Source organism: Streptomyces sp. NPDC015242 (genome assembly GCF_043079125.1).
Lineage (GTDB): Bacteria > Actinomycetota > Actinomycetes > Streptomycetales > Streptomycetaceae > Streptomyces.
On the sequence record NZ_JBIBUF010000002.1, the window covers coordinates 1,034,131 to 1,048,818 of the forward strand.

Below are 14,688 nucleotides of genomic sequence, written 5' to 3' on the forward strand. Positions count from 1 at the left end.
ATAGGTTCCCGGAACATTCGACATTGGTATCGAAACATTCGAAGACAGCGGGCTCGGGAACGGTCGCCAGCGGCGTTCACGCGCTCGCCCGCACCGTTCGTGAGAGGGCCGTCCCGTCCACCCGACAGGAGCTTCATGACCACCGCGCCCTGGCGTGACCCCGCCCTGCCCGCCGCCACCCGCGTCGACGACCTGCTCTCCCGGATGACCCTGGAGGAGAAGACCGCCCAGCTCTACGGCGTGTGGGTGGGCGCCGCGACGGACGGCGACGGGGTCGCCCCGCACCAGCACGACATGACCGTCGAGCACTCCGAGGAGGAGTGGGCCGAGCTGATCACCCGCGGCCTGGGCCAGCTCACCCGCTCCTTCGGCACCGCCCCCGTGGACCCGGCCGTCGGCGCGCAGGCCCTGGCCCGCGCCCAGCGCCGGATCGCCGCGGCCGGCCGCTTCGGCATCCCGGCGGTCGCCCACGAGGAGTGCCTGGCCGGCTTCACCGCCTGGCAGGCCACCGCCTACCCGGTCCCGCTGGCCTGGGGCGCGGCCTGGGACCCCCCGCTGGTCGAGGAGATGGCCCGGCGCATCGGCGAGGACCTGCGCTCGGTCGGCGTCCACCAGGGCCTCGCGCCCGTCCTGGACGTCGTGCGCGATCCGCGCTGGGGCCGGGTGGAGGAGACGATCGGCGAGGACCCCTACCTGGTCGGCACGATCGGCACCGCCTATGTGCGGGGCCTGGAGGCCGCCGGGATCGTCGCCACGCTCAAGCACTTCGCCGGGTACGCCTCCTCGGCCGGCGCCCGCAACCTCGCCCCGGTGCGGGCGGGTGTCCGCGAGTTCGCGGACGTCACCCTGCCGCCCTTCGAGATGGCGCTGCGCGAGGGCGGGGCCCGCTCGGTGATGGCCGCGTACAACGAGACCGACGGCGTCCCGGCCTCCGCCGACCCCGAGCTGCTGACCCGGCTGCTGCGCGAGGAGTGGGGCTTCACCGGCACGGTCGTCGCCGACTACTTCGGCATCAACTTCCTGCAGACCCTCCACCGCGTCGCCGGCACCCCGGCCGAGGCGGCCCACGCGGCCCTCGCCGCCGGCATCGATGTCGAGCTGCCCACCGTCAAGTGCTACGGGCAGCCGCTGGTGGACGCCGTGCGCGCCGGGCAGGTCCCCGAGGAGCTGGTGGACCGGGCGGTCCGCCGCGTGCTGCTGCAGAAGTGCGAACTGGGCCTGCTCGACGAGGACTGGACGCCCGAGCCCGCCGGCCCCGTCACCCTGGACTCCACGGGCAACCGGATCCTGGCCCGCCGCCTGGCCGAGGAGTCGGTGGTCCTGCTGGACAACCCGGACGGGCTGCTCCCGCTGGCCCCCGACACCCGGATCGCGGTGGTCGGCCCCCGGGCCGCCGACGCCCTGGCCATGCTGGGCTGCTACTCCTTCCCCTCCCACGTCCTCACCCACCACCCCGGGGTGCCGGCCGGCATCGAGATCCCGACCGTGCTCGACGCGCTGCGCACCGAACTGCCGGACGCGAAGGTGACGTTCGCACCGGGCTGCGACGTGACGGACCCGGACACCGCGGGCTTCGAGGAGGCGATCGCCCGCACCGCCGAGGCGGACGTGTGCGTGGCCGTGCTCGGTGACCGGGCGGGCCTGTTCGGGCGCGGCACCTCGGGCGAGGGCTGCGACGCGAGCGACCTTGGCCTGCCGGGCGTCCAGGGCGAACTGCTGGACGCCCTCGTCGCCACCGGTGTGCCGGTGGTGCTGGTCCTGCTGACCGGGCGCCCCTACGCCCTGGGCCGCTGGCAGGGCCGCCTGGGCGCGGTCGTCCAGGCCTTCTTCCCGGGGGAGGAGGGCGGCCCGGCGGTGGCGGGAGTGCTGTCGGGCCGCGTCAACCCCTCGGGCCGCCTGCCGGTGAGCGTCCCGCGCGAGCCCGGCGGCCAGCCCTGGACCTACCTCCAGCCGCCCCTCGGACTGGCCGGCGAGGTCAGCAACCTCGACCCGACACCGCTGTACCCCTTCGGCCACGGCCGCTCGTACACGGCGTTCGCCTGGGAGGACGTCACCGGCGGCGGGCACACCGAGATCGGCACGGACGGCTCCTGCGCGCTGTCCGTGACCGTCCGCAACACGGGTGACCGCGAGGGCGCGGAGGTGGTGCAGCTGTACCTGCACGACCCGGTGGCCTCGGTGACCCGTCCCGACGTCCGGCTGGTCGGCTACCAGCGCGTGGCGCTGTCCCCGGGCGAGGCCGCGCGGGTGACGTTCCGTTTCCACACGGACCTCTCGGCGTTCACCGACCGTTCGGGCCGCAGGGTGGTGGAGCCGGGCGCCCTGGAACTACGGTTGGCCGCGTCCAGCACGGACGTACGCCACACGGCGCATCTCACGCTCACGGGGCCGGTCCGGGTCACCGGGACCGGGCGGCGGCTGCGGTGCGAGACGGAGGTGTCGGGGGTGGGTTGAGCCTCGGGGGGGGCGATGGACAGGCTGCTTCACCACGAGCTGCGGGCCGTGCTGTCTGTCTGCGCGGCCCTCGCCCTCGCCCTGGCGGTGCGGGGTCTCCACCGCGGGTTCGCCGCACCGGACCGGCCCGGCGCACTGGCGCTCTGCCTCGGCGGCCTGCTCGCCTTCCTGGCGGTGTGGACCCTGCTGAAGGCGACCGGGCTCAAGTGGTTCAGCCATGTGCGGGACTTCGAGAAGGCCGTCCCCGTCGAGGACACCGGCGGGGCCCTGCCCACCGGCCGCTTCCTGCGCGACCGTCCGCTCAGCCTGCGGCTGTTCGGGCTGTACCTGGCCCTGGCGCTGCCCCTGGCCCACTGGGAGCCGGTGGCGCTGGGCGTGCTCCTGTGGTCGGCCCTGGACTGGACGGGTCAGGCCGCCGTGACCGCCCACTGGGAGCGCCGCAACGGCCTGCTGCTGTGGCGCGGCCGGGTCGGGGACAGGCCGTGGGAGCTGTCGGTCAGTCCTCGCCCAGCGACTCGAACCGCCAGCGGTGCACCGCCCGCGTGACCAGCTCGCCGTCCGGGTCGGGCAGTTCGGGCAGGTCGGCGTCGCGGGGGGCGTCCCACCAGGTGATGACGAGGACCCGGTCCTGCGGGGCGCGCAGGGTCTCGCGGCGCAGCGGCGCGCGGGGCAGGCGCTGGGCGCGGGCCCAGGCGAGCAGGTCCTCGCCCCGCCCGGGCACGGCCCGCGCCTCCCACATCAGGGCGACCGTCACGAGTAGAGGTTCTCCTTGCTGACCTCGTGCACGTGGTCGTGGTCGTGGCCGGGCACGTGCGGCTCGGTCACCGGCAGCGAGGAGTCCGCCGACAGGTCCCAGCCCGACGCGGCCCGGTTGCGGGCGACCATCTCGGCGCCGAGGGCGGCGACCATCGCCCCGTTGTCCGTGCACAGCTTGGGCCGCGGCACCCGCAGCCGGATCCCGGCGGCCTCGCAGCGCTCCTGGGCGAGCGCGCGCAGCCGGGAGTTGGCGGCCACGCCGCCGCCGATCATCAGGTGGTCGACGCCCTCGTCCTTGCAGGCCCGGACGGCCTTGCGGGTCAGCACGTCCACGACCGCCTCCTGGAAGGAGGCCGACACGTCCCGCACCGGCACCTCCTCGCCCGCCGCACGCCTGGCCTCGATCCAGCGGGCCACGGCCGTCTTCAGACCGGAGAAGGAGAAGTCGTAGGCCGGGTCGCGGGGGCCGGTCAGGCCGCGCGGGAAGGCGATCGCGTTCGGGTCGCCCTCCTTGGCGTACCGGTCGATGACCGGGCCGCCGGGGAAGCCGAGGTTCAGCACCCGGGCGATCTTGTCGAAGGCCTCGCCGGCCGCGTCGTCGATGGTGGCGCCCATCGGCCGGACGTCGGAGGTGATGTCCGAGGACAGCAGCAGCGAGGAATGGCCGCCGGAGACCAGCAGCGCCATCGTCGGCTCGGGCAGCGGGCCGTGCTCCAGCTGGTCCACGCAGATGTGGGAGGCGAGGTGGTTCACGCCGTAGAGGGGCTTGCCGAGCGCGTACGCGTACGCCTTCGCCGCGGAGACGCCGACCAGCAGGGCGCCGGCGAGTCCGGGACCGGCGGTGACCGCGATGCCGTCGAGGTCCCGGGCGCTCACCCCGGCCTCCTTCAGCGCGCGGTCGATGGTCGGGACCATCGCCTCCAGGTGGGCGCGGCTCGCGACCTCCGGGACGACGCCGCCGAAGCGGGCGTGCTCGTCGACGCTGGAGGCGACGGCGTCGGCCAGCAGGGTGGTGCCGCGGACGATGCCGACGCCGGTCTCGTCGCAGGAGGTCTCGATTCCCAGAACGAGGGGTTCGTCAGCCATGGATCTCGGTTCCTTGTACGGAGTTCTCGGGGGTGGTCAGGCGCATCACCAGGGCGTCCACGTTGCCCGGCTGGTAGTAGCCCCGCCGGACACCGATGGGCTGGAAGCCGAACCGCTCGTACAGCTTCTGCGCGCGCACGTTGTCGACGCGGCACTCCAGCATCACCTCGGCGCACTCGAAGGCGGTGGCCGCGCGCAGCAGTTCGGCCAGCAGCCGGCCGCCGAGCCCGGTGCCCCACAGCTCCCGGGCGACGGCGATGGTCTGGACGTCGGCCTGCTCGCCGGAGGAGACCAGGCCGGCGTACCCGACGATCCGGGAGCCGGCCTCGGCGACCACGTACCGCCGGTTGGCCTCGGGGCCGCGCGCGTGGGCCAGCTCGGACCAGAACATGCCCCGCGACCAGGCGTCGTCGGGGAACAGGTCCCGTTCGAGCTCCAGCACGGGGTCGATGTCCCACCAGCGCATCTCGCGCAGCGCGCACGTCTCGGGATCGGTCACGGGATCGGTCACTTGGGGGTGACCACCTTGTAGTTCTTGGGGACCTGGGCGTCGGGGCGGCGCAGGTAGAGCGGCCGCGGCGCGGGGAGCTCCTCGCCGGCCGCCAGCCGCTCGGCGGCGAGGCGGGCCAGGGCGGCGGCGGACACGTGCTCGGGTTCGTGCGCCTTGGGGAAGGTGTCCGGGTAGAGCAGCGCGCCCGCGCCCACCGCGGGCAGGCCGGCGACCTGCTCGGCGATGTCGGCGGGCCGGTCGACGGCCGGGTCGGTGAGGCGGGTGCGCGAATCGGCGTAGCGCGCCCAGTAGACCTCCTTGCGGCGGGCGTCGGTCGCGACGACGAACGGGCCCTCCAGGTCGGCGGCGTAGGCCAGGCCGTCCAGCGTGCACACGCCGTGCACGGGGACGCCGAGCGCGAGCCCGAAGGTGTCCGCGGTCATCAGTCCGACGCGCAGCCCGGTGTACGGGCCCGGCCCGACGCCGGCGACGATCCCGGTGACGGCGTCGAGCTTCCGTCCGGCCTCGGCGAGGACCCGGTCGATCGCCGGCAGCAGCAGTTCCCCGTGCCGTCGCGCGTCCACCTGGCTCGACGAGGCGATGACGTCGTGCCCGTCGTGCAGCGCGACGGTGACGGCGGGTGTGGCGGTATCCAGAGCGAGCAAGAGCACGCAAACAGCCTACGGCTCCCCGGGGCCCGGCACGGCCGCGCCCGCCGGGTCGCCGCCTGCTGCTACCGTCACCTTCCGTCACGGGACATGTACGCAGGGGCGTACGCAGAGCCGTACGACCGGGAGGTGACCGCCGGTGGCAGTCAGCAGCTCGTCCATCGTCGCCGCGCTCACCGCCGCGGCCCTCGCGACGGTCGGCTATCTCGCCCATCAGGCCTCCACGAGCCTCCCCGCGGGCGTGGGCCGGGCGCAGCCGGGCGTCACTCCGGCGCCCGGCACCTCGAAGGCACCGCCGGCCAGGACGGACCCGGCCGCGCTGCCCGGCGAGTCGGGCGAGGGCGCGCGGGTCGTGTACTCGCTGCGCCGGGACCGGGTGTGGCTGGTCGGCGCGAACGGCAAGGTCGCCCGCACGTTCGAGGTGGACCCGAGCGCGGTGGACCCGGCCCCGGGCCGCTACGCGGTCACGTCCCGCTCGAACTCGGTCACCGGGTCCGACGGGGTGCCCGTCGAGCACGTCGTGCGCTTCACCAGCGTGGACGGCATCGTGGTGGGCTTCAGCTCGGCCGTGGACGAGACGAGGGCCGCGCCCGATCCGAGAGTGCGCACGGGCGGCATCCGCCAGTCGCGGGCGGACGGCGACGTGATGTGGACGTTCGCGACGATCGGCCGCACGGTGGTCGTGGTCCGCTGATCAGGCGGCCTCGCGGTGCTCCTCGGCCGGCCCGGACAGCTCCGGCTCGGGGGCGCGCGGGGGCGTGGAGATCAGCGCCGCCGCCTCACAAGCCGCCAGCAGGTCGCTCATGGACACCCCGGCGACCGTGAACGGCAGCGGCTGCCTCTTGCTCTCTGCGGCCGGCATGGACGCCTCCTGGTGGTCGGGGGCGGACGTAGTTAGGCAGACCTAACTACGGACTGGATACCATGTGACCACGGACAAGACGCCGAACGCAACATCTTGCCGACGCCTTGTCGGAACGTTCATCGCATCCCCGCAATCACGCGCCCGGCCCGTACGCCGACCGGGTCACGCCGTCAGCGCGCTCAGGTCCGCCGGCGCCCAGCGTTCGCCCAGGCCCGTGATCGTCATGTGCCGGACCTCGTCGGTCGTGTCGCCCACCGCGCGGTGGATGACGACCTGGAGCCGGTCCTCGGTCAGTTCCTCGACCTTGCCCTCGCCCCACTCCACGACGACGACGGACTCGGGCAGCGAGACGTCGAGGTCCAGGTCCTCCATCTCGTCCAGCCCCCCGGACAGCCGGTAGGCGTCGACATGGACCAGCGGCGGCCCGTCGCCCAGCGAGGGGTGCACCCGGGCGATCACGAAGGTCGGCGAGGTGACGGCCCCGCGCACGCCGAGCCCCTCGCCCAGGCCGCGGGTCAGCGTCGTCTTGCCCGCGCCGAGCTCCCCGCTCAGCATCACCAGGTCACCCGCGCGCAGCAGTTTCGCGAGCCGGCGGCCCAGCTCCCGCATCTGCTCGGGGGACGTGACGACGATCTGGACGGAGGATCCGGGCTCAGCCGGGTTGTGCGGTGCTGCTGGTGCTTCCATAGCCCTTCACGGTAGCCGCTGCGGGCACGGCACCCGTGCGGGTGAGCAGGTCCGCGAGGCGGTCGGTGACCACTTCCGGGTGTTCCAGCATCACCAGATGCCCCGCGTCCGGCACCAGCACCAGCTCGGCGTCCGGCAGCAGGTCGGCGATGGCCTCGCTGTGCTCACTGGGCGTGACCAGGTCCTGCACCCCGGCCAGGACGAGGACCGGCAGGCCGGCGAAGTACGCGAGGGCCTCGGTCTTGTCGTGGTCGTTGAACGCCGGGTAGTACTCGGCGACCACGTCGATCGGGGTGCTCTCGATCATCCGCTCGGCGAAGCGCGCCACGGCCGGATCGACGTCCCGGGACGCGAACGAGTACCGCTTGATGATCCCGGCGAACAGCTCCGCGGTGGCCCGGCGGCCCTTCTCCACCAGCTCGGCCCGCTGCCCCAGCGCCTTCAGCACCCCCGGCAGCACCCGCCGCACCGCGTTGACGCCCGCGACGGGCAGCCCGTAGTTGACCTCGCCGAGGCGGCCCGACGACGTGCCCACGAACGCGACCCCGACGACCCGCTCGCGGATCAGCTCCGGGTACTGGTCGGCCAGGGCCATCACCGTCATGCCGCCCATGGAGTGCCCGGCCAGCACGATCGGGCCCTCGGGCACGGCCGCGTCGATGACGGCCTTGAGGTCGCGCCCGAGCTGCTCGATGGTGACCGACTCGCCGCGCGCCTGCGCCGCACCCCGCCCGGAGCGGCCGTGGCTGCGCTGGTCCCAGTGCACGGTCCGCACCACGCCCCGCAGGGCGGCCCGCTGGAAGTGCCAGGAGTCCTGGCTGAGGCAGTAGCCGTGGCTGAAGACGACGGTGACGGGCGCGGGTGCCTTGCGGCCGAAGAGCCTGCGCCGGCGCGGGCCCATGGCCGGGGCGGCCTCGGTGTCGACGTCGTCGACCTCGTAGTACAGCTCGGTGCCGTCGTCGGCGAACGCCTTGCCGGGCATGCCGCGCAGCGAGCCGTAGGGCCCCGCCGAGTCGAGGGCGAGCCGGGCCTTCTGGCGCATGCCCCGGCCGACCGTCATCCGCTCCAGGGCGACACCGGCGGCCGCGCCCGCGGCCACCACGCCTATCGCCACACCGGCGAGGCCGGTCGCCCGGCGCCAGCCCCCCGCCGCCCCCGCGGCGGAGGCCGCGACGGCCGCGGAGGCGACGTCCGCGACGACCTCCGCACTGCTCTCGCTCACGTACCGCTCCTCTTCGCCGGGCTGCCGGCCGGATGGACGCACCGGGGCGGATGATGCCCTGTGCCTGGTGGTGCCCTTGTTACCAGGGTGCCGTTCGTTCCTCGCGTGACCGGTCCTACCGGTGCGGGTTACCCGTCCTGTTCCTCATTCACATAGACGCGGGGAACGCGCGTTCCGATCCGGGTCACGATCTCGTAGGCGATGGTTCCGGCCGCCTGCGCCCAGTCCTCGGCGGTGGGTTCCCCACGGTCACCGGGCCCGAAGAGGACGGCCTCGGTGCCCTCCGCCGGTGTGTCGCCGCCCAGGTCGACGACGAACTGGTCCATCGCGACCCGGCCCGCGATCGTCCGCCACTTGCCCTCGACCAGCACCGGGCCGGCCGAGGAGGCGTGCCGCGGGATGCCGTCCGCGTAGCCGAGCGGGACCAGGCCGAGCGTGGTCTCGCCGGGCGTCACGTACCGGTGGCCGTAGCTGACGCCGTGGCCGCCCGGGACCTGCTTGACCAGGGCGAGCGAGGCGGACAGCGTCATCACCGGGCGCAGTCCGAAATCGGCCGGGGTGCCCAGCTCGGGGCTGGGCGAGATGCCGTAGGTCGCGATGCCGGTGCGGACCAGGTCGAAGTGGCTCTCGGGGAGCGTGAGCGTGGCCGGCGAGTTGGCGATGTGCCGGACCTCGGGCCGTACGCCCTGTCCCTCGGCGTGGGCGACCATCTCGCGGAACAGGCCGAGCTGGGCGGCGATGGAGGGGTGCCCGGGCTCGTCGGCGCAGGCGAAGTGCGACCACAGGCCGGTGACGCGCAGCAGCCCCTCGGCCTCGGCGCGCCGGGCCTCGCCGACCAGGGCGGCCCAGTCCTCGCCGGGCTGGCAGCCGTTGCGTCCGAGGCCGGTGTCGGCCTTGAGCTGCACCCGCGCGGGGCGGCCGGCCGCCCGGGCCGCCTCGGTGACCTCCCGCAGGGCCCACAGGCCGCTGACGGAGACGTCCAGGTCGGCCTCGATCGCCTCGCGCCAGGGTCCGCCGGGCGTCCACAGCCAGCACATGATGCGGCCGGGCAGTCCGGCGGCGCGCAGGGCGAGGGCCTCCTCGGGGGTGGCCGTGCCCAGCCAGCTCGCCCCCGCGGCGACGGCGGCACGGGCGCACGGGACAGCCCCGTGGCCGTACGCCTCCGACTTCACCACGGCCATCACGGCCGCGCCCGGGGCATGGGCACGCAGGGCCCGCACGTTGGCCCGCAGGGCGGCCAGGTCGATCTCGGCGCGGGCCCGCAGGGGCGCGGTCCGCGGGGCTGTTCTCTCGCTCATCGCGCCCAGTGTCTCAGAGGGCCCCCACCCGCCCGGGGCACCGGCCCCGCCGAACGACCGGGCGCAGGGCGCCGGGGTGCCGCACCGCGCCGGCCGACTGTTCTCCTGGCGCCATCTGGTCCCGTGCCCGGCCGCCCCACGTCCGGCGCCCGGCCCGGCGCTGCGGACGGGCAGGGGCCCTCCAGGCCCAGCAGAGCCCGCCGTCTGGGTCCCGTGCCCGGCCGACCCGCGTCCAGGCCCCCGGCCCGGCCGCTGCGGACAGGCAGGGGCCGTCCAAGCCCCGGCACGAGCCCGGAGCGGCAAGCCCGCCACAGGACGCCGAAGGCATCAGCCCCTCACCCCACCACGTTCCGCCACGCCTCCGGAATCGCCGCGGCCACATCATGCGCCCCCACCGGCGCCCCGCCCGCCGCCAGCCGCCCGGCCAGCCCGTGCACGTACGCCCCGACGCTCCCCGCGTCCACCGCGGACAGCCCCGCCGCCAGCAGTGAACCGGTCAGTCCCGACAGCACGTCCCCGCTGCCCGCCGTGGCGAGCCACGGCGTCCCCGTCGGGTTGACCCGCACCGCCCCGCCCGCCGAGTCGGCCACCAGCGTCGTCGATCCCTTCAGCAGCACGGTCGCCCCGTACCGCCCCGCCAGTTCCCGCACCGCGGCCAGCCGCCCCTCCTCGACCTCCCGGCGCTCCACCCCGAGCAGCGCCGCCGCCTCTCCCGCGTGCGGCGTCAGCAGGGTCGGTGCCCGGCGCGCCCGCACGGCCTCCACGTCCGCCAGCCGCAGCCCGTCCGCGTCGACGAGCACCGGCACGTCCGCCGCCAGCACCTCCCCGACGGTCGCCGCGTCGTCCCCGGCCCCCGGCCCGACGACCCAGGCCTGCACCCGCCCGGCGTGCTTCGGCCCCCGGTCCGACACCAGCGTCTCGGGGAACCGCGCGAGCACCGCGTCCCCGGCCGGCCCGACGTACCGCACGGCACCGGCCCCGCCCCGCAGCGCCCCGGCGACGGCGAGCACGGCGGCCCCCGGGTACCGGGCCGACCCGGCCGCGATGCCGACGACGCCCCGGCGGTACTTGTCGCTCTCCGCCCGCGGCACCGGCAGCAGCCGGGCCACGTCCGCGTGCTGGAGCGCCTCCAGCTCCGGCTCGGCGGGCAGGTCCAGCCCGATGTCGATCAGCCGCACCGACCCGGCGTACTCCCGCGCCGGGTCGATCAGCAGCCCCGGCTTGTGCGTCCCGAACGTCACCGTCAGATCGGCCCGGACGGCGACGCCCCGCACCTCCCCGGTGGCGACGTCCACCCCGCTCGGCAGATCGACGGCCACGACGGCTCCCCGCGACCGCGCGGCAGCGGCGGCCAGCGGCACCGCCTCGGGCCGCAGCCCGCCCTTTCCGCCGATGCCGACGATGCCGTCCACGACGAGATCGGCCCGCTCGATCATCTCCTCGACACCACCGCCCGCGGACCGACCGGTTCCGGCACCACCTACCCCGGCTCCACCGGTCCCCGCGCCCTCGCCCCCGCCGGTTCCGGCACCCCCGGCACCATCCCTGTCCGCGTCACCGCCACAGCCCCCGCCCGCCGCACCGACCCCCACGGCCCACCCCCCGGCCCGCTTCAGCGCCGCGAGCCCCGCCGCGTGCGCCCGCTCCGGCGCGAGCAGCACCGCCGTGACCCCGGCCCCGCGCCGGGCCAGCCGGGCACCGGCGTACAGCGCGTCACCGCCGTTGTCGCCGCTGCCGATCAGCAGCACCACCCGCCTGCCGTACACCCGCCCCAGCAGGTCGGCGCAGGCCGCGGCGAGTCCGGCGGCGGCGCGTTGCATCAGCGCCCCCTCCGGCAGCCGCGCCATCAGCTCCCGTTCGGCGGTCCTGACCGTGTCCACGCTGTACGCATTCCGCATGAGGGTCGAGTTTCCCGTACGGCCGCCCCACCACTCCCCCGCACCGGCGCACCTCCTTCCCGTGTCGCGTCCATTGACGCTCCGGCGCGCCTTTGCCAGACTCCCGGCCGCGCAGAAAGCGCTTGCACACCCCCCACGTCCACACGAAACCGAGGCCCCCATGGGACGCAGAGCCGCATTACTGGCCGCCGCCGGCGCCACCGCCCTCCTCACCGCCGCCGGCACCCTCACCGCCCCCGCCTCCGCGACCGCCGCCCCCACGCGCGCCCTGGCCTGCGGGGACGGTTCCTTCCAGGCGGAGGCCGTGCAGAGCGGCAGCACATGGACCGCCCGGCGCGGCGGCAGCACCGTCTACACCGGCACCGACCTGCGCGCCGCCGTGCAGGCGGCCGTCAGCAGCCTCACCCCCGGCCGTACCGTCAAGGAGCGGGTCGTGGTCCGCGGCTCGGGTTCGATGCCGGCGGGCTCCCGCATCTCGCTGCCGAGCTACACCGTCCTCGACGTCTGCGGGACGATCAACGTCACCGGCAGCGGTTCGGGCGACCAGGCGCCGGTGTACTCGCGCGGCACGCGGGACGTCGAGGTCCAGAACCTCAGGCTCACGGGCACGCCGCTGTACGGCGTCTTCCTGCGCAACGTGCAGAACGTCGTGCTCGGCCAGATCGACATGCGCCTGTCCTCCGGGCTGGGCGTGCGCATCGACAACCGCGGGGACACCAGCCAGTGGACCCGCAACGTCCGCATCGACAACGTCTACGTCTCCGGCGCGTCCAGCCACGCCGTCGAGACCTACGGCGTGGACGGCCTGACCGTCGGCACGGTGACGGCCCGCGACGTCGGCGAGTCCGGGCTGCTGCTCAACCAGACCGTCAACGCCACCGTCGGCAAGGTGGACGCGGAGAACGCGGGCACCGGCACGGGTTACGCCGCCTTCCGCATGGCCAACCGCAACGGGCGCGTCGGCAGCGGCTACCCCACCAACATCCGGGTCGGCGAGGTCGTCGCCCGCGGCGGCGGACGCGGCGTGTTCTGCGTCTCGGAGAGCGGCGGGGCGGTCATCGACCGGGTGACGCTCTCCGGCACCGGCAACAACTCGGTGCTGATCGAGAACTGCTACAACGTCAGCCTGGCCGCCCAGAGCGGCACCATCACCGGCGGCGGCGAACTGCGCCTGGCCGCACGCTCGGAGTTCCCGAACAACAAGGACATCACCATCCAGAACCTGACGGTCACCAACTCGGCCATCAGGGAAAGCCCGTGCGGCGAGAACACGACGTTCCGCAACATCACGCGGGTCAACACCAGCCAGTCGATCTGCTGACCCCGGCGCGTCCGGAAGCCCCCGCCCCGCACCCGGCGGGGGCTTCACACGCGCAGGCGGACCAGCGCCTCCATCGCCTCGCGTTCGATGCGCGCGAGGTCGGACAGCGCGGCGCCCGCCCGCGCGAGGCACTGGCCGTCCCCCGTCTCGCCGGCCCGTGCGATCAGCGCCGCGACGTCCGTCCACAGGGCGGCCGCCTCGGTGTACAGGGCGTGCCCGGTGCGCAGCGGCTCGCTGTCGAGCCACTGGGCGCACTCGGCGAGGAAGTCGCGGTAGAGGTTGCGGAACAGGGCGCCGCCGGTGCCGGCCCGCTCCATCAGGAGGGCGGCCTGCGGCAGGTCCCGCCGCGGGTCGGCGGCGCGTTCGAACCAGCGTGGGACGAGCTTGCCGGCCTTCTCGATGCCCCGGTGGCCCAGGTTGGCGATGGGCGGGTCGAGGAAGGCGTCCGCACAGGCGGTGACGGCGGGGACGATCCCGGCCCGCGGGTCCGGCGGCTGCCCCGGGGCGGTGAGGGTGAAGGACCGGTGCCGGGCCGTCATCGGCCCGCGCGCGGCCCGGGCCCGGGCGAGCCCGTCCAGGCCGGTGGTCACCGCGCCGCCCTGCTGTTCGGTGTCCACGAGGAGGGCCCGGTGCTCGTCGTAGCCGTACAGGGCGACGACGTGGCCGCCGAAGTGCACTTCGGTGGTGAAGTAGTCCAGGTGGTAGCTGTCGAGCTGGAGTCCGACGGGCCGCCCGGCGTCGACGGCCGCCGTCACGTTCTCCCATCCCCTGCGGGCGGACGCGGTCTCCCGGACGTCGAGGTCCAGCCCCAGGTGGGCGGCCAGGTTCCGGGTGAGTTCGAACGGCTTGACCCGTCCTCCGAGGAACGGGAAGTCCAGCTGCCTGCTGTCCCAGTAGACGAAGGACAGCCCGGAGCCGAGGCCGAAGAGCATCGGCTCGGACAGATCGATGCCCTGGTGCCGCAGCAGCACTCCCACCGCCGTCGTCTCGCAGTGCCGCCCGCCGCGGGTGTCGACACCTTGCACCGTGACCATGCCGCGCCTCCTGCCGATACGCTACGATCGACCTGTGATTTGAACCTGTTCAAAAGTTCGGTCCGAGTATCGTCCTCAAGGGGAGGCCAGACATGGCCGGAACCACCACGACCACGGCGAGCGACTCACCCGCCACCGCCCTCGGCCCCACGGCCCTCGTCCTCGGCACCCTCTCCGCCGTCGGTACCTGGGTGTTCCTGATCCCCTGGTCGGTGCCGGCCGGGGCGCTGGCCGTCACCTTCGGCGCGATGGGCATGCACTACGCCCGCAAGGGAACGGGCCGGATGTGGACGGCGGCGACCGGCACCGTGCTGGGCGCGGCGGGCTTCCTCGGCACCCTCATCCTCCTGTGGGCGATGTTCTGAGCCGCCGGCCCGCGTCACGCCTCGGCGACGACGACGGCCGAGGCCACCCCGGCGTCATGACTCAGCGACACGTGCCAGGTCCGTACGCCGAGTTCGGCGGCCCGCGCGGCGACCGTCCCGGTGACCCGCAGCCGGGGCTGCCCGCTGTCCTCGACGTACACCTCGGCGTCCGTCCACAGCAGCCCGCCCGGGGCGCCGAGCGCCTTGGCCAGTGCCTCCTTGGCGGCGAACCGGGCCGCCAGGGAGGCGACTCCCCGCCGCTCCCCGCTGGGCAAGAACAACTCCCGCTCCACGAAAAGCCGTTCGGCCATCGCGGGCGTACGCTCCAGTGACGCCGCGAACCGATCGATCTCGGCGACGTCGATCCCGACCCCGATGATGCTCATGCGCAGCACCCTACGGCGACCAGCGCGCCGGGCACGGAAGGGACGGCCTCACCGGCCGCGAACGCCACGGGGACCGGCAGCTGACGGAGCCGGCCGGTCCCCGGACCCGCGATCTTGAACTGCCCCTCCGACTTGTACAGTTCGCGATGACCGCGATG

The 14,688-nt window shown here is 74.7% G+C and carries 16 protein-coding genes; 5 read left to right on the forward strand and 11 right to left on the reverse strand.

What is annotated here, in order from left to right:
* Positions 1 to 135: 135 nt before the first annotated feature.
* The gene (locus ACF07N_RS10110; protein ID WP_383584865.1) at positions 136 to 2,454 is read left to right on the forward strand and encodes a glycoside hydrolase family 3 N-terminal domain-containing protein; all 2,319 of its coding nucleotides are present in this window, start codon (positions 136 to 138) and stop codon (positions 2,452 to 2,454) included.
* A 15-nt stretch (positions 2,455 to 2,469) separates the two neighbouring features.
* Positions 2,470 to 3,000 carry a hypothetical protein gene (locus ACF07N_RS10115; protein WP_392110520.1) on the forward strand — a complete coding sequence of 177 codons (531 nt, stop codon included), beginning with the start codon at positions 2,470 to 2,472 and terminating at the stop codon, positions 2,998 to 3,000.
* On the opposite strand, the gene ACF07N_RS10120 is transcribed toward ACF07N_RS10115, so the two are convergent.
* Genes ACF07N_RS10120 through tsaB form a run of 4 tightly spaced genes read right to left on the reverse strand, consistent with a single transcriptional unit; the run spans position 2,951 to position 5,457 of the window.
* Positions 2,951 to 3,208: a hypothetical protein gene (locus ACF07N_RS10120; protein WP_383335029.1), complete on the reverse strand. Its 258-nt coding sequence runs from the start codon at positions 3,206 to 3,208 to the stop codon at positions 2,951 to 2,953. The two genes, ACF07N_RS10115 and ACF07N_RS10120, sit on opposite strands and share 50 nt — an antisense overlap.
* Positions 3,205 to 4,296, reverse strand: coding sequence for a tRNA (adenosine(37)-N6)-threonylcarbamoyltransferase complex transferase subunit TsaD (tsaD, locus tag ACF07N_RS10125; RefSeq protein WP_392110523.1), 1,092 nt, complete (start codon positions 4,294 to 4,296; stop codon positions 3,205 to 3,207). Before tsaD ends, ACF07N_RS10120 begins: the two co-directional genes overlap by 4 nt.
* Positions 4,289 to 4,762 carry a ribosomal protein S18-alanine N-acetyltransferase gene (rimI, locus tag ACF07N_RS10130; RefSeq protein ID WP_383335139.1) on the reverse strand — a complete coding sequence of 158 codons (474 nt, stop codon included), beginning with the start codon at positions 4,760 to 4,762 and terminating at the stop codon, positions 4,289 to 4,291. The genes tsaD and rimI overlap by 8 nt, the downstream gene beginning before the upstream one ends.
* Before the next feature lie 41 nt (positions 4,763 to 4,803).
* Positions 4,804 to 5,457: a tRNA (adenosine(37)-N6)-threonylcarbamoyltransferase complex dimerization subunit type 1 TsaB gene (gene tsaB, locus ACF07N_RS10135; protein ID WP_383335025.1), complete on the reverse strand. Its 654-nt coding sequence runs from the start codon at positions 5,455 to 5,457 to the stop codon at positions 4,804 to 4,806.
* Positions 5,458 to 5,593: 136 nt separating this feature from the next.
* Here tsaB and ACF07N_RS10140 point away from each other — a divergent pair, with 136 nt between their 5' ends.
* On the forward strand, positions 5,594 to 6,148 hold the full coding sequence (locus tag ACF07N_RS10140; RefSeq protein ID WP_392110527.1) for a hypothetical protein: 555 nt from the start codon (positions 5,594 to 5,596) through the stop codon (positions 6,146 to 6,148).
* Here ACF07N_RS10140 and ACF07N_RS10145 read toward each other — a convergent pair whose 3' ends face one another.
* From ACF07N_RS10145 to ACF07N_RS10165, 5 genes are all read right to left on the reverse strand, one after another.
* A complete protein-coding gene (locus tag ACF07N_RS10145; protein WP_392110529.1) occupies positions 6,149 to 6,316 on the reverse strand; it encodes a hypothetical protein in 168 nt (55 codons plus the stop codon).
* A gap of 165 nt (positions 6,317 to 6,481) precedes the next feature.
* Positions 6,482 to 7,006, reverse strand: coding sequence for a tRNA (adenosine(37)-N6)-threonylcarbamoyltransferase complex ATPase subunit type 1 TsaE (tsaE, locus tag ACF07N_RS10150; RefSeq protein WP_392110532.1), 525 nt, complete (start codon positions 7,004 to 7,006; stop codon positions 6,482 to 6,484).
* Positions 6,972 to 8,228 carry an alpha/beta fold hydrolase gene (locus ACF07N_RS10155; RefSeq protein WP_392110535.1) on the reverse strand — a complete coding sequence of 419 codons (1,257 nt, stop codon included), beginning with the start codon at positions 8,226 to 8,228 and terminating at the stop codon, positions 6,972 to 6,974. Before ACF07N_RS10155 ends, tsaE begins: the two co-directional genes overlap by 35 nt.
* A 128-nt stretch (positions 8,229 to 8,356) precedes the next feature.
* Positions 8,357 to 9,526: an alanine racemase gene (gene alr, locus ACF07N_RS10160; RefSeq protein WP_383336958.1), complete on the reverse strand. Its 1,170-nt coding sequence runs from the start codon at positions 9,524 to 9,526 to the stop codon at positions 8,357 to 8,359.
* A 335-nt stretch (positions 9,527 to 9,861) separates the two neighbouring features.
* Positions 9,862 to 11,424, reverse strand: coding sequence for an NAD(P)H-hydrate dehydratase (locus ACF07N_RS10165; RefSeq protein WP_392110538.1), 1,563 nt, complete (start codon positions 11,422 to 11,424; stop codon positions 9,862 to 9,864).
* Between the two features lie 160 nt (positions 11,425 to 11,584).
* Between ACF07N_RS10165 and ACF07N_RS10170 the strand changes: the two genes are divergently transcribed.
* Complete coding sequence (locus ACF07N_RS10170; protein WP_392110541.1) at positions 11,585 to 12,745, forward strand: hypothetical protein; 1,161 nt, start codon at positions 11,585 to 11,587, stop codon at positions 12,743 to 12,745.
* Between the two features lie 44 nt (positions 12,746 to 12,789).
* On the opposite strand, the gene ACF07N_RS10175 is transcribed toward ACF07N_RS10170, so the two are convergent.
* Positions 12,790 to 13,779 (reverse strand): BtrH N-terminal domain-containing protein, encoded by a 990-nt coding sequence (locus ACF07N_RS10175; RefSeq protein ID WP_392110544.1) that lies wholly within the window; start codon positions 13,777 to 13,779, stop codon positions 12,790 to 12,792.
* 92 nt (positions 13,780 to 13,871) lie between these two features.
* On the opposite strand from ACF07N_RS10175, the gene ACF07N_RS10180 reads away from it, so the two are divergent.
* Positions 13,872 to 14,144 carry a hypothetical protein gene (locus tag ACF07N_RS10180; RefSeq protein ID WP_392110547.1) on the forward strand — a complete coding sequence of 91 codons (273 nt, stop codon included), beginning with the start codon at positions 13,872 to 13,874 and terminating at the stop codon, positions 14,142 to 14,144.
* Positions 14,145 to 14,158: 14 nt separating this feature from the next.
* Here the strand turns inward: ACF07N_RS10180 and ACF07N_RS10185 are convergent, their stop codons facing one another.
* Entirely contained in the window at positions 14,159 to 14,530 is a 372-nt protein-coding gene (locus ACF07N_RS10185) for a holo-ACP synthase (RefSeq protein ID WP_383335005.1), read from the reverse strand.
* Positions 14,531 to 14,688 lie beyond the last annotated feature (158 nt).

Excerpts from the sequence above, each read along its gene's own strand:
- ACF07N_RS10110 (WP_383584865.1), top strand. The coding sequence starts at position 136 with ATGACCACCGCGCCCTGGCGTGACCCCGCCCTGCCCGCCGCCACCCGC.
- ACF07N_RS10115 (WP_392110520.1), top strand. The coding sequence starts at position 2,470 with ATGGACAGGCTGCTTCACCACGAGCTGCGGGCCGTGCTGTCTGTCTGC.
- tsaD (WP_392110523.1), bottom strand. The coding sequence starts at position 4,296 with ATGGCTGACGAACCCCTCGTTCTGGGAATCGAGACCTCCTGCGACGAG.
- rimI (WP_383335139.1), bottom strand. The coding sequence starts at position 4,762 with ATGCGCTGGTGGGACATCGACCCCGTGCTGGAGCTCGAACGGGACCTG.
- ACF07N_RS10145 (WP_392110529.1), bottom strand. The coding sequence starts at position 6,316 with ATGCCGGCCGCAGAGAGCAAGAGGCAGCCGCTGCCGTTCACGGTCGCC.
- tsaE (WP_392110532.1), bottom strand. The coding sequence starts at position 7,006 with ATGGAAGCACCAGCAGCACCGCACAACCCGGCTGAGCCCGGATCCTCC.
- alr (WP_383336958.1), bottom strand. The coding sequence starts at position 9,526 with ATGAGCGAGAGAACAGCCCCGCGGACCGCGCCCCTGCGGGCCCGCGCC.
- ACF07N_RS10165 (WP_392110538.1), bottom strand. The coding sequence starts at position 11,424 with ATGCGGAATGCGTACAGCGTGGACACGGTCAGGACCGCCGAACGGGAG.
- ACF07N_RS10170 (WP_392110541.1), top strand. The coding sequence starts at position 11,585 with ATGGGACGCAGAGCCGCATTACTGGCCGCCGCCGGCGCCACCGCCCTC.
- ACF07N_RS10175 (WP_392110544.1), bottom strand. The coding sequence starts at position 13,779 with ATGGTCACGGTGCAAGGTGTCGACACCCGCGGCGGGCGGCACTGCGAG.
- ACF07N_RS10180 (WP_392110547.1), top strand. The coding sequence starts at position 13,872 with ATGGCCGGAACCACCACGACCACGGCGAGCGACTCACCCGCCACCGCC.
- ACF07N_RS10185 (WP_383335005.1), bottom strand. The coding sequence starts at position 14,530 with ATGAGCATCATCGGGGTCGGGATCGACGTCGCCGAGATCGATCGGTTC.